Here is a 20,686-nt window from a genome sequence, read left to right as displayed (position 1 = left end):
TTCTACTCAGACCGTTTTTGGAATATTTTATAATCAAATTCAGAAAGAATGAAAGAAGATCGGAAGGAATCATATGGTACTCATTCAGGTGGCTTTAGATATCATAGAATTGGACCGCGCGCTTTTAATTGCCAAGGAAGCCGTTTTAGGCGGCGCGGATTGGATTGAAGCCGGAACGCCGCTCATTAAAAGCGAAGGCATGAACGCAATTCGAAAGCTTCGGGAGGCATTTCCCCAAAAGACAATTTTGGCGGATATGAAAACGATGGATGCGGGCGCTATTGAAGTAGAAATGGCGGCGAAGTCCGGTGCCGATGTGGTTGCCATTTTGGCGCGAGCGGACGATGTCGTTATTTCGGAAGCGCTCCGGTCCGCCAAAAAATACGGCGTCCGGTTGATGGTGGATTTGATTTCGATTGATGAACCGGAAGCTCGAGCGCAAGAACTTGTGGCGCTTGGTGTTGATTTAATCAATGTTCACGTCGGAATCGACCGGCAAATGACCGGTAAATCGCCGCTGGAAATGCTTTCCAAAATCAGCCGGGAAATTGACGCGGAAATTGCGGTTGCGGGCGGCCTTAAACCGGAAACCGCGCAGGAGGCGGTGGCGATGGGCGCCGATATTGTAATTGTCGGGTCGTACATCATCCACTCCGATAACGTCGCGCAGTCCGCCAAAAATATCCGCCATGCGGTGGACAGTCTCTGCTCTGCTTCCGGCCTTGGTTCCGATTCAGGTGTTTCTTTCAGTCAAAAATCGCAGGAAGAGGAAATTTTTGACATTTTCCGGCGGGTCTCCTCTCCCAATATTTCCGACGCCATGCACCGGAAAGGCGCCATGTGCGGTATTTCCACCCTGTTTCCCGGGCGAAAAATTGTCGGGCGGGCCGTGACAGTTCGGACGCTTGGCGGCGATTGGGCAAAACCGGTCGAAGCCATAGATTTGTGCGGGAAAAACGATGTCATCGTCATCTTTAACAGCGACCGAAATATGGCCATGTGGGGCGGGCTCGCCACAAAAACGGCAGCCAACCGCGGTGTTGCGGGACTTGTCGTCGACGGTGCTGTCCGGGACATGGATGAAATTAAAAAGCTTTCACTTCCGATTTTTGCCGCCAACGTTGTTCCGAATGCCGGCGACCCAAAGGGGTTGGGTGAAATTAATTGTGAAATCACTTGCGGCGGACAAATTGTCAATCCGCGGGATTTCATTGTGGCTGATGACAGCGGTGTTGTGGTCGTTCCGAAAGAAAAAGCTTATGAGATTGCGCGCCGCGCCGAAGAGGTTTGGAAGAAAGAACAACGTATTTTGGATGAAATCGATAAAGGACAGTCCATGTCTTCCGTCTTGGAACTTTTGAAGTGGGAAAAGCAAAAGTGATGAATTTAAAGAGTGAAATGAGCGAACGATAAATTATTTAAAACCGGATAAATTACAGAATAGCATGAAAACAAAAATGCTTCCGCTCTTAATGACGCCCGGACCGACTCAGGTTCGGGAAAATGTCCGGCTCGCCTGTTCGGCGGAAATGACAAACCCGGATTTAGACCCGGATTTTTTTGATTTTTATAAGAACACGTGCAGCCGTTTGGCACGGTTTTTGCACACCAAAAACCAAGTATTGATTTTAAGCGGCGAAGGAATGCTGGGGCTTGACGGTGTTTGTGTTTCATTGGCCGAGCCCGGCGACCGTGTTTTAGTCATTGAGAACGGAATTTTCGGGGAAGGATTTGCCGACTTGGTCAAGCTTTACGGCGCAGAACCCATTTTCTTTCACGGCGCCCGTGACCGGGGCGTTGATGCTGCGGAACTTGAATCCTTTTTAAAAACGGACGCGAATTTTAAATTCGCGACGATTGTTCATTGCGACACGCCGTCCGGTGTCTTAAATGATTTGAAGACACTTTGTCCGGTTCTGAAATCTTACGGAATATTGACGGTTGTTGACGCGGTTTCATCGATGGTCGGGGAAGACATTTTCGTTGATGATTGGCAGATTGACATTTGTATCGGCGCCTCTCAAAAAGGTTTTTCAGCGCCGCCCGGTCTCACCTTTTTGAGTCTTGGTCCGGACGCCTGGTCCGCGATGGAAAACCGGAAAACGCCGATCGCTTCTTTTTACGGCAACCTTTTGATTTGGAAAAATTATTATGAGGACTTTTGGTTTCCGTATTCTCCGCCGTCCAACAGTATTTACGCGCTTTCGGTCGCGCTTTCAAACGTTGAAAACGAGCCGGACATCTTCGGCCGGCATGCCGGATTGGCAAAGGCGACACGCGCCGCTGTTTTAAAATCCGGCCTTTCCCTTCATTTGAAAAGTAATTACTGCAACACGGTGACGGCGATTGACGCGCCCGCCGGAATCGACGGTGATGAATTGGTCCAACAAATCCTTTTGGACGACAACATCTTAATCGGCGGCTGCTTCGGTTATTTGAAAGGAAAAGTGATTCGGATCGGGCATATGGGTGAAAACGCCCAAGCGGAAAATGTCGCAAAGGCGCTGGCTGCCGTTCAAAAAGCTTTGGAAAAAAAAGGCGTTTCCTTAAAGGCCGATTTGAAAGATGTTTTTTGGGAAGAATATGAAAAAGAGAAATGAGTTTTGGATTACTCCAAAACCACAATTTTATTTTTCGGATATGACGCCGTGTATTTGACCGTCATCGTTTTTGATTTTCCGGCGTCAAGCGTCATATTCCATTTCAATTTTCCGGTATCTTTGTCATATTCGGCACCGGAAATATTAACGGGTTCAATGGTGATGCTTTTGTTCACGGAAACCGGCAGCTGGTCTGAAATTTCAATGTCAATGGCTTGTCCCTTAACGTTTCGAGCTGTCAGCGTCCATTCTTTGGTGACTTTGGTATTGCTTCCGATAAGGCTCTTTTCCGTCATGTCTTTTCCTTTGACGCGGGTCACAATGACGCCCGGATCGCGTCCGAGAGACAATGAAATGCGTTCGCCGGCGCGCCGCGGGTCGATGTACGATTTTCCGACATATTTTCCTTCAAAGAAAATGTTGGCGGCGCCTTCCAGAAGGTTTAAGTCCGTCCAATCTGTCACGGACGCCACTAAAAAGACGTCTTTTTCAAGTTTTCGAATGCTGTAATATTTAAATTCCGCTTTCAGTTGGTGGGATTTGATGTCCACCGGCTTTTGGTTGTAAGAAGACGGAATCGAATAAAGAGCGGGGAGGGCGTACTCCACACCGGTCAGATTGTTTGAGGAGACTGTTTGCGGTATGACGTATTTTGCGTCTTCCATTTCTCTAAAATCTTCTTTCACGCATATTTCCTCACTTATACATTCCAAAGCGTTAAATGATTGGTATTCCGCCATTTTCCTCTGTTTGCTCAACATAAAAGCCGGAGAAGATGCTGCTTGCGGCACAGGCTGCTCAAAATCAACATACAAAGGCATCAGTTCCGGCAGATTTCCGGACAAAGACGGATTTCCGGTAGACAGCGTCAATTTCACATCTTCCCAATCTTCTCCGGTCTGCTGGCGGACGAATGCTTTGAAATTGAGGGTGACAGGATTTTCCACATCTTTGGCGCGGATGTCATAATACGGCGTCCAGCCGGCGTTGTTGAGGAAATATGACAGTTCGATATCGGTCTCCACATCTTTTGGCGCATAAACTTCCACACTGATTTCCGATTCTCTTTTTGAAGAATAGCCCCGCCCGACTTCGTTGTCAATTTGATGAATCTGTTCGTGCAGTTCTTCAATGTGAAGGGATAAATTTATTTTTTCATTTTCAATTTCAGTCAACTTCGATTTGAAAAAGTCAAGCGTTTCTTTCAGTTCGCCGGCTTTAAGCCCGCCTTTTCCCGCCACTTTTCGGTTGCGTTCAAGTAATATGCGTTCCTCCGCGCAAACGGCAAGCTGTCCCTCTTTTTGAAGGACCGATATTTCCATTTCTCTTTTCTTTTTCAAAAGTTCCGCTACCCGTCCGGAATCCGGTGCGTCCGTTATGTATTTGACTTGATGGGAAACAGATGTTACTTGACAATCGCCGGTGGTTGACGCGGTTAAGCTTTCGGCGTAAAGGTCCGCCGAAATGCCGGAAAATGTAATTTTGTTAAGACCGGATGCCAGTTTTAAAGAAGCGGCGCGTGTCAGTTGCGCTCCGTTTAAAAAGACTGTGACGTCCGTTATTTTTCCCCGGACACTTTCATGCTCATAAATTTTGGATTCGGAAGGTTCAATCATTTTGCTTCTCCATTTTTTATTTTCATTATTCTTTTTAATTTTTGAACATTTTATGATTTTTTAAAAATAAATCAAGAAGCAAATGAACCGGTGACATAAAAATCTTCTTGTCCTCTTTTATTATATGAAAAATTTACCTGCGGCAAATCTTTTTGTTATAAAAAAAGTGGTTTTAAAGTCCGTCTCAAATCCGGTCTTAAACAATAGGCAGAGGGCGGATTTATCTCCAAACAGTTATATATTTATGTTATCAAATCCATATGTGAAGTCTATCTGTATCTTTTTTAAATGGTGTCATTCGTTAGACTGAGATGAAAAAATGGTGAATTATAAAAAATTCTTTTTAATCAGCCTGGCAATCAGCCTCATCTCGGCGGTCGCTTTGATTTTTTTTACGACCGACGCCGATACGATTGAGGCGCTTGCTCAAATCCGTCCGGTGTACATTTTGGCGGCTTTGGCGCTTCAAATTTTAACCTATTTGCTCACCGCCCGAAAAACAAAATTTTTGGCGCGTTCTCTCGGTTATGATGTCCATACCCGGCACATGCTTGAAAACGTTTTGGCCGGTATCCTTTTGGCGTCCGTGACGCCGTCGTCCGTCGGCGGAGAACCGATCCGGATTTTGCTTCTGAACAAAAACAGCGGTGTTCCGGTGGGGAAGTCAACCGCCATCATTTTTATGGAACGGCTTTTGGATGTTTTTTTCATCTTCGTTTGCTTGATTCCGTCCATTTTTATTTTGCACACGGCATTGGTTTCGGAAAATGACGGCGCTTTGAACCTTGGTACTTTGCTGCTCATCGCTTTGGTGATTTTATGTCTTGTTGTCGCGGTTTTGCTGTACGGCGTTTTTCGCCCGGAGTCGGCCAAAAGAGGAATTCGGTACTTTTTGGTTCAACTCTCAAAAATCGCGCCGGCGAAATATCATTCCAAAATTGACCGGTGGATCATCACGTCCGGAAATGAAATGGATTTGTTCCATTCCAGCTTCAAACGGTTTGTTTCCGCCGGCAAAGTCAGCCTTTTGATTTCTCTCTTTTACACCTTTGTTTATTGGATGACGCATTTTACGATTCTGCTCTTCATTTTAATGGGACTCAATGTCCGTTTGGATTTGGCCGGGTTTTTGCTTTTGTATGCCACTCAGGTGGTTTTAGCGATCATTATGGTCATTCCGGCAACGCCGGGTGCCAGCGGTATTGCGGAAATCAGCGCTTATTCGCTCTTTTCCCTTTTTGTCCCTGCGCCTCTCGTTGGCGTTGTGGTCATTGCCTGGCGTGCGATTACGTATTATGTGAATATTATTGCCGGAACGCTGGCCGGTTTGCGCGTCATTCGCCGGTATGGAATTAACGCGTTTGCGGATACCGGGGCGGAACCGGCAAATTCAAAGGCGCCGCCGCAATCTTAACCCGGTCGGACCGGTCTTTGGTCCGGATTTGAATTAACTTTATATAACGTCAGGCTGAATTATGCAGCTTAATTATGATTTTTTATTGTTAATATTTACGGACTTCGGGTGTATTCATAAAATGTATGTCAATAGCAATTGTGTCGGTTGCAGCCAATGTATGGCGTTTTGTAAATATGAGGCGATTTCCGTTTTTGGAAAGGCGGTCATTTCCGAAAAGTGTGTCAATTGTCGGTTTTGCGTTTCTTACTGCCCGATGAAAGCGATTGAGGTTGCGTCGAAAGGGGGAATGTCTTAATGGTGGAAAACGCTTCATTGATTCCCAAAAAGCCGACGGCCATCGTGATTGGTGCCGGTCTTGGCGGTCTTTTGGCGGCGGCGCATTTATCCAAAAAAGGATATCAGGTCGATGTTTATGAGCGGTTGGCTCTTATCGGCGGCCGTTTCATGAATATTGAATACCAAGGCTACCAATTATCCACCGGCGCGCTTCACATGCTGCCGCATGGGAATTCCGGTCCGTTGGCCAATATGCTTTTTGCGCTCGGCGCCGATGTGACTGTCATTCCATCAATACCGATGGCAACGGTGCGGATTCCGAAAAATGTCAACGACACGGATTACACGAATGGTTTTATGGATATTCCGCATGTCGAATTTAAGAAACATTTGAAAGCCAAGAATAAGCTGATGATGATTCTCTTGACATTCGGCTACAAGGCCCGTCTCATCCGCCCTAAAAATGAAAAGTTCAAAACCTGGTATTCTCAATACATTCAGGATGACCGGATTGACCGCTGCGCCGACTCTTTTGCCGGCTGGGCGCTCAGCACGACTGCCGATGAAGTGTCAACGGAAGAGATGTTTGCGATTTTTGACAATGTTTACAAGTACGGCGGTCCCGGAATTGTGGTCGGCGGCTGTCAATCCATTATTGATGAACTGGTTCGGATTATTCGTGAAAACGGCGGCAACGTGCACGCCAAAAAGGAAGTTACAAAAATCATCGTCAACGATGGAAAAGCCGCGGGCGTTGCGATTGGAAACGATGAGATTTACGCGGATTTGATTGTCAGCGACATCGGCCACGCGGAGACTTGGGAGATTTGCGATCCGGAAATGGCAACACTTCCGGGTTATGACGTTTACATGGAAAAATTGAAGTCGATTGAGCCGTCGGCCGGCCTTAAAATTTGTTTTGCGATTGACGAGCCGATGATCACGCATGGCGGCGTGCTTCTCACGCCTTACACGCGCCGGATTAACGGGATGAACGAAGTGACAAACGCCGATCCGAATTTAGCGCCGCCGGGCAAGCATTTGGTGATGGCGCATCAAAGAACCGCTCTTGACCGTCTGGACAAAATCGAAGAAGAAATCGATCTCGGTCTTGCTGATTTAAAGGATTTGTTCCCCGGAAAAACGCCGGAAATTCTGATGATTCAAGTTCATCACGGAAAGTGGCCGGTCAATCGTGCTTTTTCCGGACAGGATTTCGGCAACAAAACCCTGATTTCAAACCTTTTCATCGTCGGTGACGGTGCCAAAGGGCAGGGCGGCATCGAAGTGGAAGGAATTGCGCTCGGCGTTGAAAACGCGATGAAAGATATAGCGGACTGGGAGAAGAGCAACAATAAAGAACAGCCGACTCAACAAAAACCCAAATAAAGGCAAACCCCAAATCATCAATTCAAATTACCCGCTCAAAATTTCCAAATATGATGAAATATGGCAACTTCATCCATCATCATATCACGCAAACCGCCCCGAAAATTCGGACGCGTGTCGCGTCCGAATTTCTCGGATACCATACGCTGGAAATGTGTTGGCGAAACAGATTTCCGGAATTTAGAAGTTGGCAGGTGTAATCTGTAAAATAGAAACCGCCGGTGCAAACTGTAAAATGGAAACCGCCGGTGCAATCTGTAAAATGGAAACCGCCGGTGCAAACTGTAAAATGGAAACCGCCGGTGCAAACTGTAAAACAGAAACCGCCGGTGCAAACTGCAACCAATTCATCCGTCTGTGCCATTTGCTTACCGACTGCATCTCCTCAACCGGTGACAATCCGCAAAATACAAACGCTGTCGCGTTTGATTTTACGGGGTGGTTTGCTTGGGATTTTAAATTGAGGGATAAATATTGAGCGACCGAAGCGAAGCGTAGGAATTTTTGCGGTAAAATTTGCGGGGTATTTTGCTTGACTTATTTGTAATACATTGTTTTTGCTTTGTTTTTTGTCTCAAAACCTTTCGGGTTAAATCATGAAACCGATTACGTTTTCCAAAAATGTGTTCATCCCGGTGACAAACGTTTGCCGAAACCGCTGCGCTTACTGCGGATTTCGGCGGGAGGTTGGGGACGCCGAATCTTTTTTGATGACGGAAGACGACGTTGTTTCTATTCTTCGGGCGGGCGTTTTGGCGGGATGTACGGAAGCGCTCTTCACGTTTGGCGAATATCCGGAAGAAGACCCTGTTTTTTTGGAACGGCTGGAAAAAATCGGCTTTTCGTCTCTTTCCGAATATGTCGCCCGTTTATCTGATTTGGCGCTTGAGATTGGAATTCTGCCGCACACAAACGGCGGCGTTCTTTCTTTTGATGATTTGAAGCGGCTTGCGCCCAAAAACGCCAGCATGGGACTTATGCTTGAGACGACGGCCAACATTTCGGCTCACCGGAATTGTCCGGGAAAAGATCCGGCCGTTCGTCTTGAAATGATCAAAAACGCCGGCATTCTTCAAATACCGTTGACGACCGGCCTTTTGATTGGGATCGGCGAAAGCCGCGCCGACCGGGTGGATTCGATTCAAAAAATCGCGGCGCTGCACGAAAGATACGGACATATTCAGGAAGTGATTCTTCAAAATTATTCGCCGAAACCGAATCTGGCCAAGGATGCCGCGCGGAAATTGGGGCTTTGCCCGCCTTCCCGGGAAGAAATGATTGACACCATTCTCATGAGCCGTCAAATTCTTCCCGCCGACGTCGCTGTTCAAGTCGCGCCGAATTTGATTCCGCCTTTGGATTTAATCCGCTACGGCGTTTCCGATTTGGGGGGCATTTCTCCGGTGACGATTGATTACATCAACCCGGAAGCGGCTTGGCCGAAAATCGATGAATTGAGAACAACTTTGAGGAGCGGCGGTTATGAATTTAAAGAACGGCTTCCCATTCATCCCGATTTCGTTTTGAAAGGCCGGTCCGGCAAAGAAACAAAACCGTTGGTTGCGGAATTGGCGGATGAAAACGGTTACCGGAAAACAAAAACCATTTAAGCTTTGAATTATATTCTTTTTTGTTTATTTTCTTGTTTATTTATTGTTTATTTATTGTTTATTTATTGTTTTTTCTTTTTCTATTCTTTATTTATTTTTTATTTCATTTCAGTATCAAAAAGCAAAGGAGATCAAAGATGGACACGATGAAAGCTCTTTACACCCGTCGCAGCGTTCGAAAATATCAAGATAAGCCGGTTCCGATGAATTTAATCGAAGAAGCCGTCAAAGCCGCCATGTTCGCGCCGTCGGCAAGAAATCAGCAGCCGTGGGAATTTATTATTGTTGACAAAAGAGACATTTTGGACAAAATTCCGGCGTTCAGTCCGCACGCATCAATGGTAAAAGGAGCACCTGCCGGCGTTTTGATTTGTTTTAACCGGGATTATGAATCCGCCGAAGGATTTTTCCCGCAAGATCTTGGAGCGGCGACTCAAAACATGCTTCTGGCGCTTCACGCGAACGGTCTTGGAGCGGTTTGGACAGGCGTTTATCCGAGAGAAGACCGTGTAGGCGGCTTTGTTGATTTGTTTAAATTGCCGCCGAACGTTGTTCCGTATGCGTTTGTCGTGATCGGATATCCGGACGGACCCGTTGCGGAAGCAGACCGATTCAAAAAGGAGAGAGTTCACTACAATAAATGGTGATTTAAAAAGCCGGATTTCGGCTTTCCTTTTTTAAATTTGCACCTGCTGTTTCTATTTTCAATTTGTATCTGCTGTTTCTATTTTCAATTTGTATCTGCTGTTTCTATTTTCAGTTTGTATCTGCTGTTTCTATTTTCAGTTTGTATCTGCTGTTTCTATTTTCAGTTTGTATCTGCTGTTTCTATTTTCAGTTTGTATCTGCTGTTTCTATTTTCAGTTTGTATCTGCTGTTTCTACTTTCAGTTTGTATCTGCTGTTCACATTTCCGAGTTGTACCGGCCGGTTTCTAAAATCCGGTAATTTTTCCGCCAACACATTTCCTGCATATGGAATCCGAGAAATTCGGACGCGATACGCGTCCGAATTTTCGGGGTGGTTTGCTTGGGATTTTAAAAGAGGACGTCAACATTGAGCGACCGAAAGGGCCGTTTGATGCGAGGAGGTTTTGCGTCCGAATTTTCGGGGCGGTTTTTATGAAATTTTTAAAAATCGACCGCTGTTTTTTGATATTCGCCAAAATGTGCTGCCATAACGCGCGCGCCGGACCGTCAAAATCCAAAAAAGAAACAGAAAGAAAAAGCAAAAATAAAAAAGAACGAGAGAATTACTCTCCCGCCAACAATTTCAATAAAACCGCTTTTTGCGCATGCAGCCGATTTTCCGCTTGGTCGAAAACAACCGAATGCGGGCCGTCGATGGCGCCGGCGGAAATTTCAAGACCGCGGTGCGCGGGCAGGCAGTGCATCACAATAACGTCCGGCTTTGAAACGGCAATCAGCTCTTCATTGATTTGAAAGCCTGCAAAGTCTTTGAGACGCTTTTCTTCTTCGGCTTCATCGCCCATCGACACCCAAACATCCGTGTATAAAACATCGGCGTTTTTGGCGGCTTCAAGCGGCTTGTCCGTAATTGTTAAAACACCGCCCAACTCCTTTGTTTTGATGACATATTTTTCGTCCGGCTCATATCCTTTCGGACAGACGACGACGATTTCCATACCGACGATCGCGCAGGCGAGCATTATGGAGTTGCACACATTGTTGCCGTCGCCCACCCACACGAATTTCATGTCCGAAATCCGGTTCTTGTATTCCTTAATGGTGAGAAGGTCCGCCAAAATCTGGCACGGGTGCTCTTCGTCCGACAAGGCGTTGATGACCGGAATGGACGCGTTTGCCCCGAGTTTAACCAACGTTTCGTGCGAATAAACGCGCGCGATGATTCCGTGAAGATAGCGGGACAGAACCTTAGCGGTGTCCTCAACCGTTTCACCGCGGCCGATTTGAATGTCGTTGGCGTTCAAATAAATCGCGTGACCGCCGAGGTCGTTCATGCCGACTTCAAAAGAAACACGCGTCCGGGTGGACGATTTTTCAAAAATCATTCCCAAACTTTTGTTTCGGAGATGGTCAATAATCTTTCCCTGACTTCTCTTTTCTTTAATTTCAGCCGCCAGATCCAAAATCTCGCGAATGTCTTCCAAAGACAAATCTGCCATTGAAATCAAATCTTTCATTTAATAAACCTCCTGTAATCGAAATGAGTTGAATTTTATATATTTTTGTTAATCGTTTTTGTTGTCGTTTTTTGTTTTAATTACTTCTGCTGCCGAATCTCATTCATATGATTGATTCTTTTTTGAACCAATTCCGGGGTTCCGATGTCTCTTCTGAAAAGCAGCTTTCCGCGGATTTTTGTGTCGAGAAGGTCTTGGGCGATTTTTTCGGCCTCAAAAATCGTGTTTCCAAAGCCGACAACTCCAATCGACCGGGAACCCGTTGTCAAAATCTTGCCGTCTTTTTCGTAAACGCTGGAATAATAAATAATGTATTCCCCGTTCTTTTCGCGGTCGCCTAAAATTCGAATTTCCATATCAGTCATCGGTTTATCCGGGTAGCCTTCGGGAACCGCGTATTTACAAACCGTCGCTTTCTCCGAGAAACGAACCTGACTCTCGTCTAACGTTCCGGAAACGACCGCCTTCATAATTTCCACCATGTCCGATTCAAGAAGCGACAGCACATTCATCGCTTCCGGGTCGCCGAAACGGGCGTTGTATTCAATGAGCTTCGGACCGTTTTTGGTCAAAATGAATTGTCCGTAAAGGATTCCTTTGTATTCCTCGCCGGTTTCCTTTGAAAAACAGTTGACTGTGTCCTGCATAATCTTTTTGGCGGCGTCGTATTCTTCCGGTTTTAAAAACGGAAGCAGCTTTCCGGCGTTGGTGTACGCGCCCATGCCGCCGGTGTTCGGCCCGATATCGCCTTCATATGCCCGCTTGTGGTCTTGTGCCGTCGGACAATAAGCCAGATGTTTGCCGTCAACAAACGCTTGAAGCGTAAATTCTTCGCCGATAAAACGTTCTTCAATGACGACATTGTCGGATTTGAGAACTTCTCGGGTGTATTCTTTGGCAGAAGCGATGTCGGGAAGCTGATCACCCATGACTTTCACACCTTTTCCGCCCGTCAGACCCGCGGGTTTGACGGCAACGTCACCGAGCTTGTCAATAAAATCAGCGGCCGGCGCATATTCCGAAAAGACGGCATATTTCGGGTTCCCATCGATGCCCCATTTCTCAATGAATTTCCGGGCCCAAGCCTTATCGGTTTCGATTTTGGCGCAATTCTTTTTGGGACCGGCGGTCGGCACGCCGGCATTCCAAAGCGCGTCTGAAACGCCCGCCGAAAGCGGGGCTTCCGGGCCGACGAACGCCATGTCGATTCCTTTGCTTTTCGCAAATTCGGCAATCTTTGCCGCGTCTTTTTCGTCCCAAATCAATGTTTCTTCCGCCAACTCAAAAATGCCGGGATTTTTTTTAGACATCACCGAATACAAAAGCGGCTTTTGCGGGCTTCTTTTAATCGACGCCGCAATGGCGTGTTCACGGCCGCCTCCGCCGATCAATAAAATTTTCATATATTTTCCTCATCATTCCGATTTTTATTTAATAATATTATCTGATTGTGATTTTTGCTGTAATTATTATCTGAATTGTTGCTGCGAATTTTGTGAAATTTACACCGACTTCATAAAATTGTTGTTTTGAAAAATTAAATAATATCATCTCTACATTTTACTTTTAAAAAATGGAAATGATGAAATATTCAGACAGAAATTCAGTTTATCGAATTTGAATAAAATAGATTGGCAGATTGAGAATGAAATAAATCCATTATATCTATTTAAGATTACCGAACTGAAACAAATAAATCAGCTAAATCAGCTAAATCAGCTAAATCAGTTTAATTCAAGATTATTAAAAGAAAATGATAAATAGAAATCCGCGTTTGGTACTCAACAAGAATGAGTCAAATATTTTGGTCAAATATTGGCCAAATAATCATTTAGTCAAAGGAAGGACGAAAAACATGCAAATTGCCAGCCGTTTCAGCATTGCGATTCATACGCTTCTGTGTCTCGCCCTTCTCGGCGGCCGCCAAAAAATGACGTCGGCATTCATTTCTTCTTGCGTCAATGTCAATCCCGCTGTTGTTCGAAAGACGCTCGGACAACTCAAAAAGGCCGGGCTGGTTGATGTGAAAAGCGGCGAAGGTGGCGCGACGCTTGCCAAAAAGCCGGATGAAATTACGCTTTATGACGTTTACCAGGCGGTCGGCGCTGTTGATGAAAGTTCTCTTTTTAATGTTCACCGGCAGCCGGATGAAAACTGTCCGCTGTCCTGTCCCAAATGCCGGCCCGGATGCCAAATGCCGGCGAATTGTGAAAGCGCGGCCGGATGTTGCTATATTCATGCGGTCATTGACGACCGGTTTTTGGCCATTCAAAAAACAATGGAGAATTCGCTCCAATCGTCCACGATTCAATCTTTAATCGACGATTTGAACCAAAAGATTATATAAAATAAATTCATAAGAAGTGTTGTAACAATATCTGTTACAGCCATTTTTGGAAATTTTTTCCATAAACATCATTTTCAATAATATTGATTTGAGGTGGAACCAAATGAAAATTATCGGATTGACAGCCAGCCCGCGCGCGGCCGGCAACACAGTGACGCTTGTCACAAAAATGCTTGAAGATGCGGCTTCAAAAGGCGCGGAAACGAAACAAATGGATCTCGCAAAACTCGACATTAAACCCTGCAAAGGCTGCAACTACTGCAAATCGCACGAGGACTGCGTTCAAAAAGACGATTTTGCAAAAGTTATTTCCGAAATGAAATCGGCGGATGGTATTATTTTGGGAAGTCCGGTTTATTTCTTTGACATCACCGCCCAAGAAAAGACATTCGTCGACCGGCTTTACTCCTGCGTGGACGCTCAATTCAAAAGCAGAATCCCGTCGGGCAAAAAAATCGCCTTCATTTATTCTCAAAACACACCGAACCGCGCCGCTTTTGAGCAGAATTTGGCAAAATATGACCAAGTCGCCGGAATGTTGGGTTTTCAAAATGTCGGCAAATTTGTGTCCGTCGGCGACGTCAAAGCCAATCCGGTTGAAATTGAAGGCGCCGTTGCCCTCGAAAAGAAACTTTTTGACACCTTGTAATTCATAATCTTGCCGGAATAAATTGTTTGAGTCCGGCGAACTCCGATTAAACAGATGCGTTGTGCTTGTTTAATTGGATTTCTCTTTTTAGTTCAAAATAAAAAGGAATCAGACATCGAAAACTATAAAAAACGCAATAAAACGAAAGCCTGATAAAAAGATATTTATAGTAAGTTTTCTATTTTTGACGAGGAAGGGCTCGTGGTCTAGCCGGTCATGACGTTGCCTTTACATGGCGAAGGTCCTGAGTTCGAATCTCAGCGGGCCCATTTATTTAATAATTCATGAAACATCAAAAACGAATCTGTTGCTGATGTTTGCATGCAACACGGTTTTATACAAAAAGGAATTATTACACAAGATACCAATACCAGCATTGTGGGCTCGTGGTCTAGCCGGTTATGACGTCGCTTTCACATGGCGGAGGTCCTGAGTTCGAATCTCAGCGGGCCCACTGATTTCTTTTTATTTTTCGAATCTTGTTTGTTTTATGTAATTTCATTTGTCATTTTTCTTTATTTTTTGCCGTTTTTTTCCACGCCTCTCCCTTTTGTTTTTGCGGCATTCATGTATTTTTCCTTTTGTTCGGGACTCAGTTTTTCAATCGAATAGCGCAGCATGGTTCTCGGCATCACGGACGCGTTATTTTCCAAATAATGAATTAAAACCGATTCGTCCTTTTTTCCGATTTCACGAAGCATCCAACCGGTTGCTTTGTGAATCAAACCTTCCGGACTGTCCAAATACAAATCGCATAATTTCAGCGTCGGCTGAAATATACCGGCCCGAATGTAGGCTTGTGTCGTCATCACCGCAATCCGTTTTTCCCACAAATTATCGGACTTCGACAGTTTGGAAAGCGTCTCCTTTCCCAGATTTTTCGGGTCGGTCGTTAAGAACCAATCGCCTAAAATTTGAGGCGCCGAACCGTCCACCAAATCCCAATTGTTGACAAATTCCAAGTTGTCCAAATAAAGCGAAACAATTTCTTTTTTCTCCCGAGCCGCTTCTTTTTTGGTTTTTTCATCGGACTTCACGTTCGTCTTCTCAAGCCGGCTCGCTTGATCATATTTTTCAACCAGCATGAACAAAGCCGCCTGCCGGATTTCATGAGCCGGGGACGACAACAACTTTTCCAATTCAGATAGGCTGATTTTCTTGTAATTCGACTTGGCCGTCGCCCGGACCTTGGGAACGACAATTCCAAGAAATATGTCCCCTTCGCCGTATTCTCCGGGTCCTGTTTTAAAAAAGCGTTGATGGTGGGCTGCTTTTTTCGGGTCTCCCGCCTTTTCCATTTCCGACCGGATCGCGGCCGCCGTCACAGAATTTTCGGTCATTTGAAATCTCCGTCAAAACTGTTTTTGCTGACCAAATCCGGCATTTTCGCGTTCTAAATCCAGCAGCTTTTGTTTCAAGTCCAAACCGCCGCCAAACCCGACCAGCTTCCCGTTTTTGCCGATGACGCGGTGACAGGGTATGAAAATCGGAATCGGGTTCCGGTTGTTCGCGAGCCCGACCGCGCGAACCGCCTTCGGACTGCCGACAGACACCGCCACTTCTTGATAACAAGCCGTTTTCCCGTAAGGGATTTCTAAAAGCGCCGCCCACACATTTTCCATAAATTCCGTTCCGGACGGCGCGAGCGGTAAATCAAACGCTTTTCGGTTTCCGGCCAAATATTCGTCCAGCTGCGAAAACGCATTTTTGTGAAGCGGCGTTTCCATGGAACTGTCCGCCACTTTTTTTGGATCATAATCATAATTTTCAAAGTAAAGAGACGTTACCTTCCCGTTCTCAACTCCGATTCCGATTCGACCGATTCTTGTATTTCGAAAACAAATCATACCCTTGTCTCCATAGCTATTTTACTTACTTTTCACTGTCAATTCACTTATAATTTCATTTAACCAAGAAGTTTTGGAAGAATATAAAGGTATGATAAGTTCGGTGAAAGTAAAGAAAAAAGAAGAAAAAAGAAAAAATGAAAGAATAATAAGAATGAAGAGAGGGTTTAAGTTCAAAAATGGAATGGGTTGCCGCATTCATGCCGGCGCCGCGCCAAAATCAATTTTCAATTTTTCAATGTTTTTTCGCGCAGCAAACGGTTGTACGTAATCGCAAACCGGTGAGCTTCATCCCGAATCTCTTGAAGATAAAGAGACGCTTTTTCATCCTTTTTAATCGGAAGCGGATCTGACATTCCGGGAACAAAAATTTCTTCTTCGCGTTCCGCCAGCGAAATGACCGGCGTTTTAACGCCTAATTTTTTGAGTTCATCGACCGCGTAAGACAATTGTCCTTTTCCGCCGTCGATAAGAATCAAATCCGGGAGATTTTTTTCTTCTTCCAAAAGACGGGAATAACGCCGGTTGACGACTTCAGCGATGGACGCAAAATCATTGATGCCGTCCACTGTTTTGATTTTAAACCGCCGGTAGTTGGATTTATCAGGGCGCCCGTCCCTGAATTGAACCATAGACGCCACCGTGTTTGTTCCCGACAAATGAGAAATATCGAAACATTCGATGACGCTTGGCGTTTTTGGAAGCATCAGGCGGCGGCCGAGTTCTTCCGCCTTTGAAACGGAACCGAAGAATGCCGATTCAATATTTTTCTCCGCCAAATCCAAAAGATCTTTTTTACTGCCGCGTTTCGGAACTGTGATTTTAACGGTTTTGCCATGGCGCTGGGAGAGGAAATCAATGAGGGACTGGCTGATCCGGCCGGTTTTTTCACCGACTTCAGGTTCGCCATTCCCGTCATCATTCGCCTTTTCATTCGAACCCGGATGATTTTTGATTTTGTCGCCGCTTGTTCCGGAAACGAAATCCGCATTCCAATACCCACCGTCTTCCGTATAAGCTTCCTCTTCCAAAATCTCGGATTCTTCCGGCAAAATAATTTCAGCCGGCGTTTCATGTCCGGAATAGTACTGAACCAAAAATTCTTCGAGGAAATTCCGGCTGTAATCGAACGCAAACTCTTCCCGTCCGACCAATGTTCCTTTAATCACGTTAAAAACAATGATGTAAATTTTATTTTTTCGAATGATGTAATTGATGACATCTTCATCGTGGTTGATTCTGCGTTCCATATGCTGCCGGGTTTTTAAATATTCCATTGAGTAAATTTGATTGCGAAGCTCCATCGCCTGCTCAAATTCCCGGCATTTAGAATATTTGTCCATATCTTCATGAAGCGTTTGTATCAGCGCATCCGTATTGCCGCGTAAAACAAAATCAGCCTTTTCAATATTTTTTTGATAATCCGCTTTGCTGATGTTTCCGATGCAAGGCGCGCTGCAGTGGCCGATGTGGTACCGGAGGCAAGCGCGTTTGGGCAAATTCCGGCAGGACCGCAGTTTAAATGTTTTTTTAACCACATCCAAAACCAGATCCCGGTCCGCGGCGGACACGAACGGGCCGTATAATTTCCCGCGGGTGGTCGCTTTTCGAAGGATGCCGATGCGCGGGAACTCATCGTCGGTCAAATGAATAAAGGCGTAGTTTTTGGCGTCTTTTAAATCAATATTGTATTTCGGCGCATGTTTTTTGATGAGCGTATTTTCCAATATCAGCGCTTCGACTTCGTTTTCCGTTAAAATAAAATCGACCGATTCGATGTTTCGAACCAAAACGCGCGTTTTCGGATCATGATCCCGTTTTTGAAAATAACTGGAAACCCGTTTTTTTAAATTTTTCGCTTTTCCGATGTAAATGATTTCCTGATCTTTGTTGCGATAAATATAACAACCGGGAGACTGTGGAATTGTCGAAAGATCAATCATAAAATCCTCTGAACTATTAACCGGCCTTTGTATTGATGCCTGTACATTGATTTTTGCTGCTTTAAATTATTCTTTTCATCAAACGTCTTCATCCGTCATCTTCACCCATTAAATCTTCATCCAACAGCCCCTCGTCTTGGAATTCATAATCCACAATTTCAATTTGGATTTTATTTCCGCCGCGGTCAAACGCATTCCAAGACTTTCGGGTGTAAGGGCTTCCGACAATGATGTTCACCTCTCCGGTTTGAAAGAAAATTAAATCCTGGCCGGACGGGCGGGCAATGCCGCTCGGATGGCTGTGAACGGTACCGGCATGTCTCATATTCGGGAGCATCCATGTGTTGATGCTGACGCTTTGCGTTGTCGCGTCCGTTCCCGGCAGGTAAATGATATGTGTAATCACATCGCCGTCCGCTTCCAAAAGGGCGCCAAATTCGTGGGGATGGGAAGATCTGCAAGACTCTAATATGAAATCAAGGGTGTCGGACGCTATTTTTTTGACAGCCATTTTATACCTCTGATAAATGGATAAATTGAATTAAAAAACAACAGATGTAGAATATAAAGTAGAAGTATGAAATTTAATATAAATAATTGACTAATAAAAATAACGGACAAATCGATAAAATTGAATCAAATTGAGGAAGCCGGGAGAAAGGAAAAAGAACATAAAGGAAATGAATGAAGTTTGAAAGACTGAAGATATAAAATAATATAAAATAAAATAAAATAAAATAAAATAAAACAAAAAATTTGAAAATTAAAACCAAAAAAATAAGTGAAAAAAGGAAAAGGCTGACCGATCAATATTCAGGTTCGGCGCTGTCCAATCCTTCTTTCTTCTTTTCCTCTTTGTTTTGTTTGCTGTCGTCGACTTTTGAGCCGTATTCTTCTTCAAAATCTCCTTCGAAAGTATACTTATTGACAACGGCTTCATTTTGAAGCCCGTCGTCTTCAAACAAATCCATATCGATGAACTGCGTCTTTTTCGGCGGCTCGTCTTTTTGAACGGGTTCGGAAGATTTCAAAGCGGCGGAACTCACAGACGTTTCCGCACTCGTTGTTGTTTCCGTGTCGTGTATCTCCGTTTCCTTTTCGGTCGCCATCACGGAATCGAAATAAGCGTATTTGTGATTATATTTCTTTTTTTCGTCCGGCGCGGCAGCGTATGTAGCAGCCGGCGACGGCGAAGATGAAGGGACAGATGCCGGTTTTGAAGAAACGGCGGCATTTGAACCGGAAAGCTTTTCCGGCTCCGAATAAGCCGGTTGTTGCGGTTTGCTTTCATTCTTTTTCAACGGGACAACAAATTCGGAATCTTCCGGCGGCATCGTTGTTTTGGACGATCCCACGATTCCGATTTTCGCGTCCGGGTCCATTGTTCTGTTCGGATCTCTCGGGATGTTGGTTGACGGATAAGAAGAAGGAGAGCCCGAAGGCCGGGACGGTTTGTAAGAATACAAGTCCGAAGACGTCGATCCTTCGCTTGATCTTGAAGAAGCTGCCGGAGATGAATGGGAAGTTGAATCAGACGGCGCTGCAACGGTTGTAGCTGCCGTTCCCGTGCCTGCTGATGAAGCGGCCGGCGTATCGGATGCCGGCGGTGCGGATGATATGGAATCGCCGGCTTTCGGCGGTTTCCATTCCAATACTTTTTCTTCTGAAACAGCGTATTCTTCGGATTTTGAACCGGATTTCGGGTCGTTGGCAATCGATGGGATTATGGCCGAAGCGGCCGCATCGTCTGCCTTTTTGACATCTTTTTTAGATTCCTTGCTTTTCTTCTCTTTTTTATTTTTGACGGCCTTCTCTTTTTGAGTTCCGTTCAATTGGTCGAATTTTCTTTTGCCGATGTACCAACCAACAACGGCAACAATCATCATCAGGACGAGAAAGCCGATGATTCCTAAAATAATTGTCGTGAGTTCCATAAACCAAAAAAACACATTGCTTCTATATAAAAATTCGCCAAAGAGCGGGCTTGAATTGGGAACACGGGCGGCAGCCGCCGGAAAAAATGTCGCTTTAATGATTAACTGTCAATGCGAAATAATCAATCCTACGCATCAAGACAATCGTACAATATTTGAGAAACGATTAAATACGAAAGAAAGAGATGAGAATTATAAAATATAAAATGGATAAAGAATCGGAGAATTCAAATGATTGACCTTCACACCCACACTCTTTTCAGCGACGGCGTTTTGATCCCAAGCGAACATGTCCGCCGGGCTGTCGTCCACGGTTATTCCGCAATCGCCATGACGGATCATGCCGATTTTACCAATTTTGAATGGATTATTTCGTCTCTTGAAAAGGCCAAATATTTGGAAAAGGAGTGGGAAATTACCGTATTGTCCGGCATTGAAATCACGCACGTTCCGCCCGCCAAAATTGATGAATTGGCCCGAAAAGCAAAAGAAGCCGGCGCCGACATTGTCGTCGTTCACGGCGAAACCATCGTCGAACCCGTGGCGTCCGGAACAAATCTGGCGTCGGTCCAATCGAAATATGTCGACATTTTGGCGCACCCGGGATTTTTGACGATTGAAGAAGCGGAGCTTGCCCGCGAGAATGACATATGCATTGAAATTACGGCCCGAAGCGGGCACAACCGCACCAACGGCCATGTCGCCAAAGTCGCCACGGAAGCAAAGGCTAAAATTGTCTGCAACACGGATGCCCACAATCCGGGCGATATGATCACAAAAGAAACAGCGCAGCACATTTTAAGAGGGGCGGGACTTTCCGAAAAACAAGCCGAAAATGCCTTTTTGAATTCAGCGGAATTGGTCAAAACGCTTCGAAAATATTAAAAATATTAAA

Annotated in this window: 19 protein-coding genes and 2 tRNA genes; 13 read left to right on the top strand and 8 right to left on the bottom strand. The window is 45.2% G+C overall.

The window, feature by feature from the left end:
• Nucleotides 1-73 precede the first annotated feature (73 nt).
• Together hxlA and MsAc7_RS02835 are read left to right on the top strand one after the other, a co-directional pair.
• Nucleotides 74-1,381: a 3-hexulose-6-phosphate synthase gene (gene hxlA, locus MsAc7_RS02840; RefSeq protein ID WP_338103085.1), complete on the top strand. Its 1,308-nt coding sequence runs from the start codon at nucleotides 74-76 to the stop codon at nucleotides 1,379-1,381.
• Between the two features lie 64 nt (nucleotides 1,382-1,445).
• Nucleotides 1,446-2,600, top strand: a complete 1,155-nt coding sequence (locus MsAc7_RS02835) for a pyridoxal-phosphate-dependent aminotransferase family protein (RefSeq protein ID WP_338103084.1) — start codon at nucleotides 1,446-1,448, stop codon at nucleotides 2,598-2,600.
• A gap of 8 nt (nucleotides 2,601-2,608) precedes the next feature.
• On the opposite strand, the gene MsAc7_RS02830 is transcribed toward MsAc7_RS02835, so the two are convergent.
• Nucleotides 2,609-4,216, bottom strand: a complete 1,608-nt coding sequence (locus MsAc7_RS02830) for a DUF4139 domain-containing protein (protein ID WP_338103083.1) — start codon at nucleotides 4,214-4,216, stop codon at nucleotides 2,609-2,611.
• Between the two features lie 319 nt (nucleotides 4,217-4,535).
• On the opposite strand from MsAc7_RS02830, the gene MsAc7_RS02825 reads away from it, so the two are divergent.
• From MsAc7_RS02825 to MsAc7_RS02800, 6 genes are all read left to right on the top strand, one after another.
• Nucleotides 4,536-5,630, top strand: coding sequence for a lysylphosphatidylglycerol synthase transmembrane domain-containing protein (locus MsAc7_RS02825; RefSeq protein ID WP_338103082.1), 1,095 nt, complete (start codon nucleotides 4,536-4,538; stop codon nucleotides 5,628-5,630).
• Nucleotides 5,631-5,751: 121 nt separating this feature from the next.
• Nucleotides 5,752-5,928, top strand: coding sequence for a 4Fe-4S binding protein (locus MsAc7_RS02820; protein WP_338103081.1), 177 nt, complete (start codon nucleotides 5,752-5,754; stop codon nucleotides 5,926-5,928).
• Nucleotides 5,928-7,298 carry a phytoene desaturase family protein gene (locus tag MsAc7_RS02815; protein ID WP_338103080.1) on the top strand — a complete coding sequence of 457 codons (1,371 nt, stop codon included), beginning with the start codon at nucleotides 5,928-5,930 and terminating at the stop codon, nucleotides 7,296-7,298. Before MsAc7_RS02820 ends, MsAc7_RS02815 begins: the two co-directional genes overlap by 1 nt.
• Nucleotides 7,299-7,485: 187 nt before the next feature.
• The gene (locus MsAc7_RS02810; RefSeq protein ID WP_338103079.1) at nucleotides 7,486-7,776 is read left to right on the top strand and encodes a hypothetical protein; all 291 of its coding nucleotides are present in this window, start codon (nucleotides 7,486-7,488) and stop codon (nucleotides 7,774-7,776) included.
• A 118-nt stretch (nucleotides 7,777-7,894) separates the two neighbouring features.
• On the top strand, nucleotides 7,895-8,908 hold the full coding sequence (gene cofG / locus MsAc7_RS02805) for a 7,8-didemethyl-8-hydroxy-5-deazariboflavin synthase subunit CofG (RefSeq protein ID WP_338103078.1): 1,014 nt from the start codon (nucleotides 7,895-7,897) through the stop codon (nucleotides 8,906-8,908).
• A gap of 137 nt (nucleotides 8,909-9,045) precedes the next feature.
• Nucleotides 9,046-9,555, top strand: a complete 510-nt coding sequence (locus MsAc7_RS02800; protein WP_338103077.1) for a nitroreductase family protein — start codon at nucleotides 9,046-9,048, stop codon at nucleotides 9,553-9,555.
• 604 nt (nucleotides 9,556-10,159) lie between these two features.
• Here MsAc7_RS02800 and argF read toward each other — a convergent pair.
• Both argF and purD read right to left on the bottom strand, forming a co-directional pair.
• Nucleotides 10,160-11,071: an ornithine carbamoyltransferase gene (argF, locus tag MsAc7_RS02795; protein ID WP_338103076.1), complete on the bottom strand. Its 912-nt coding sequence runs from the start codon at nucleotides 11,069-11,071 to the stop codon at nucleotides 10,160-10,162.
• A gap of 80 nt (nucleotides 11,072-11,151) precedes the next feature.
• Nucleotides 11,152-12,474: a phosphoribosylamine--glycine ligase gene (gene purD, locus MsAc7_RS02790; RefSeq protein WP_338103075.1), complete on the bottom strand. Its 1,323-nt coding sequence runs from the start codon at nucleotides 12,472-12,474 to the stop codon at nucleotides 11,152-11,154.
• A gap of 452 nt (nucleotides 12,475-12,926) precedes the next feature.
• Here purD and MsAc7_RS02785 point away from each other — a divergent pair, with 452 nt between their 5' ends.
• From MsAc7_RS02785 to MsAc7_RS02770, 4 genes are all read left to right on the top strand, one after another.
• Nucleotides 12,927-13,418: an Rrf2 family transcriptional regulator gene (locus tag MsAc7_RS02785; RefSeq protein WP_338103074.1), complete on the top strand. Its 492-nt coding sequence runs from the start codon at nucleotides 12,927-12,929 to the stop codon at nucleotides 13,416-13,418.
• 103 nt (nucleotides 13,419-13,521) lie between these two features.
• Nucleotides 13,522-14,067: a flavodoxin family protein gene (locus MsAc7_RS02780; RefSeq protein ID WP_338103073.1), complete on the top strand. Its 546-nt coding sequence runs from the start codon at nucleotides 13,522-13,524 to the stop codon at nucleotides 14,065-14,067.
• Between the two features lie 195 nt (nucleotides 14,068-14,262).
• Nucleotides 14,263-14,336: transfer RNA gene (locus tag MsAc7_RS02775), tRNA-Val, on the top strand.
• Nucleotides 14,337-14,447: 111 nt separating this feature from the next.
• Nucleotides 14,448-14,521, top strand: a tRNA-Val gene (locus tag MsAc7_RS02770).
• A gap of 61 nt (nucleotides 14,522-14,582) precedes the next feature.
• Here MsAc7_RS02770 and MsAc7_RS02765 read toward each other — a convergent pair.
• From MsAc7_RS02765 to MsAc7_RS02745, 5 genes are all read right to left on the bottom strand, one after another.
• Entirely contained in the window at nucleotides 14,583-15,407 is an 825-nt protein-coding gene (locus tag MsAc7_RS02765) for a DNA alkylation repair protein (RefSeq protein ID WP_338103072.1), read from the bottom strand.
• Nucleotides 15,408-15,419: 12 nt separating this feature from the next.
• Nucleotides 15,420-15,914, bottom strand: a complete 495-nt coding sequence (locus tag MsAc7_RS02760) for a methylated-DNA--[protein]-cysteine S-methyltransferase (RefSeq protein ID WP_338103071.1) — start codon at nucleotides 15,912-15,914, stop codon at nucleotides 15,420-15,422.
• Nucleotides 15,915-16,141: 227 nt separating this feature from the next.
• Nucleotides 16,142-17,857, bottom strand: coding sequence for an excinuclease ABC subunit UvrC (uvrC, locus tag MsAc7_RS02755; protein WP_338103070.1), 1,716 nt, complete (start codon nucleotides 17,855-17,857; stop codon nucleotides 16,142-16,144).
• A gap of 88 nt (nucleotides 17,858-17,945) precedes the next feature.
• Nucleotides 17,946-18,368: a Mov34/MPN/PAD-1 family protein gene (locus MsAc7_RS02750; RefSeq protein ID WP_338103069.1), complete on the bottom strand. Its 423-nt coding sequence runs from the start codon at nucleotides 18,366-18,368 to the stop codon at nucleotides 17,946-17,948.
• A gap of 295 nt (nucleotides 18,369-18,663) precedes the next feature.
• Entirely contained in the window at nucleotides 18,664-19,791 is a 1,128-nt protein-coding gene (locus tag MsAc7_RS02745) for a hypothetical protein (RefSeq protein ID WP_338103068.1), read from the bottom strand.
• 231 nt (nucleotides 19,792-20,022) lie between these two features.
• Here MsAc7_RS02745 and MsAc7_RS02740 point away from each other — a divergent pair, with 231 nt between their 5' ends.
• Nucleotides 20,023-20,676, top strand: a complete 654-nt coding sequence (locus tag MsAc7_RS02740; protein ID WP_338103067.1) for a histidinol phosphate phosphatase domain-containing protein — start codon at nucleotides 20,023-20,025, stop codon at nucleotides 20,674-20,676.
• The last annotated feature ends 10 nt before the right edge of the window (nucleotides 20,677-20,686 follow it).

This window comes from Methanolapillus millepedarum (assembly GCF_032594115.1).
In the GTDB taxonomy this organism is placed as follows: domain Archaea; phylum Halobacteriota; class Methanosarcinia; order Methanosarcinales; family Methanosarcinaceae; genus Methanolapillus; species Methanolapillus millepedarum.
The sequence above is the reverse complement of the archived record's forward strand: the minus strand, read 5'-3'. Positions and strand labels throughout refer to the sequence as shown.

Bases quoted from the DNA above. Each gene is read 5' to 3' on its own strand.
- MsAc7_RS02745 (WP_338103068.1), bottom strand. From the start codon at position 19,791: ATGGAACTCACGACAATTATTTTAGGAATCATCGGCTTTCTCGTCCTG.
- MsAc7_RS02740 (WP_338103067.1), top strand. From the start codon at position 20,023: ATGATTGACCTTCACACCCACACTCTTTTCAGCGACGGCGTTTTGATC.
- MsAc7_RS02815 (WP_338103080.1), top strand. From the start codon at position 5,928: ATGGTGGAAAACGCTTCATTGATTCCCAAAAAGCCGACGGCCATCGTG.
- MsAc7_RS02765 (WP_338103072.1), bottom strand. From the start codon at position 15,407: ATGACCGAAAATTCTGTGACGGCGGCCGCGATCCGGTCGGAAATGGAA.
- MsAc7_RS02780 (WP_338103073.1), top strand. From the start codon at position 13,522: ATGAAAATTATCGGATTGACAGCCAGCCCGCGCGCGGCCGGCAACACA.
- MsAc7_RS02750 (WP_338103069.1), bottom strand. From the start codon at position 18,368: ATGGCTGTCAAAAAAATAGCGTCCGACACCCTTGATTTCATATTAGAG.
- argF (WP_338103076.1), bottom strand. From the start codon at position 11,071: ATGAAAGATTTGATTTCAATGGCAGATTTGTCTTTGGAAGACATTCGC.
- MsAc7_RS02820 (WP_338103081.1), top strand. From the start codon at position 5,752: ATGTATGTCAATAGCAATTGTGTCGGTTGCAGCCAATGTATGGCGTTT.
- uvrC (WP_338103070.1), bottom strand. From the start codon at position 17,857: ATGATTGATCTTTCGACAATTCCACAGTCTCCCGGTTGTTATATTTAT.
- MsAc7_RS02760 (WP_338103071.1), bottom strand. From the start codon at position 15,914: ATGATTTGTTTTCGAAATACAAGAATCGGTCGAATCGGAATCGGAGTT.
- MsAc7_RS02825 (WP_338103082.1), top strand. From the start codon at position 4,536: ATGGTGAATTATAAAAAATTCTTTTTAATCAGCCTGGCAATCAGCCTC.
- MsAc7_RS02830 (WP_338103083.1), bottom strand. From the start codon at position 4,216: ATGATTGAACCTTCCGAATCCAAAATTTATGAGCATGAAAGTGTCCGG.
- cofG (WP_338103078.1), top strand. From the start codon at position 7,895: ATGAAACCGATTACGTTTTCCAAAAATGTGTTCATCCCGGTGACAAAC.
- MsAc7_RS02835 (WP_338103084.1), top strand. From the start codon at position 1,446: ATGAAAACAAAAATGCTTCCGCTCTTAATGACGCCCGGACCGACTCAG.
- MsAc7_RS02800 (WP_338103077.1), top strand. From the start codon at position 9,046: ATGGACACGATGAAAGCTCTTTACACCCGTCGCAGCGTTCGAAAATAT.
- hxlA (WP_338103085.1), top strand. From the start codon at position 74: ATGGTACTCATTCAGGTGGCTTTAGATATCATAGAATTGGACCGCGCG.
- MsAc7_RS02785 (WP_338103074.1), top strand. From the start codon at position 12,927: ATGCAAATTGCCAGCCGTTTCAGCATTGCGATTCATACGCTTCTGTGT.
- purD (WP_338103075.1), bottom strand. From the start codon at position 12,474: ATGAAAATTTTATTGATCGGCGGAGGCGGCCGTGAACACGCCATTGCG.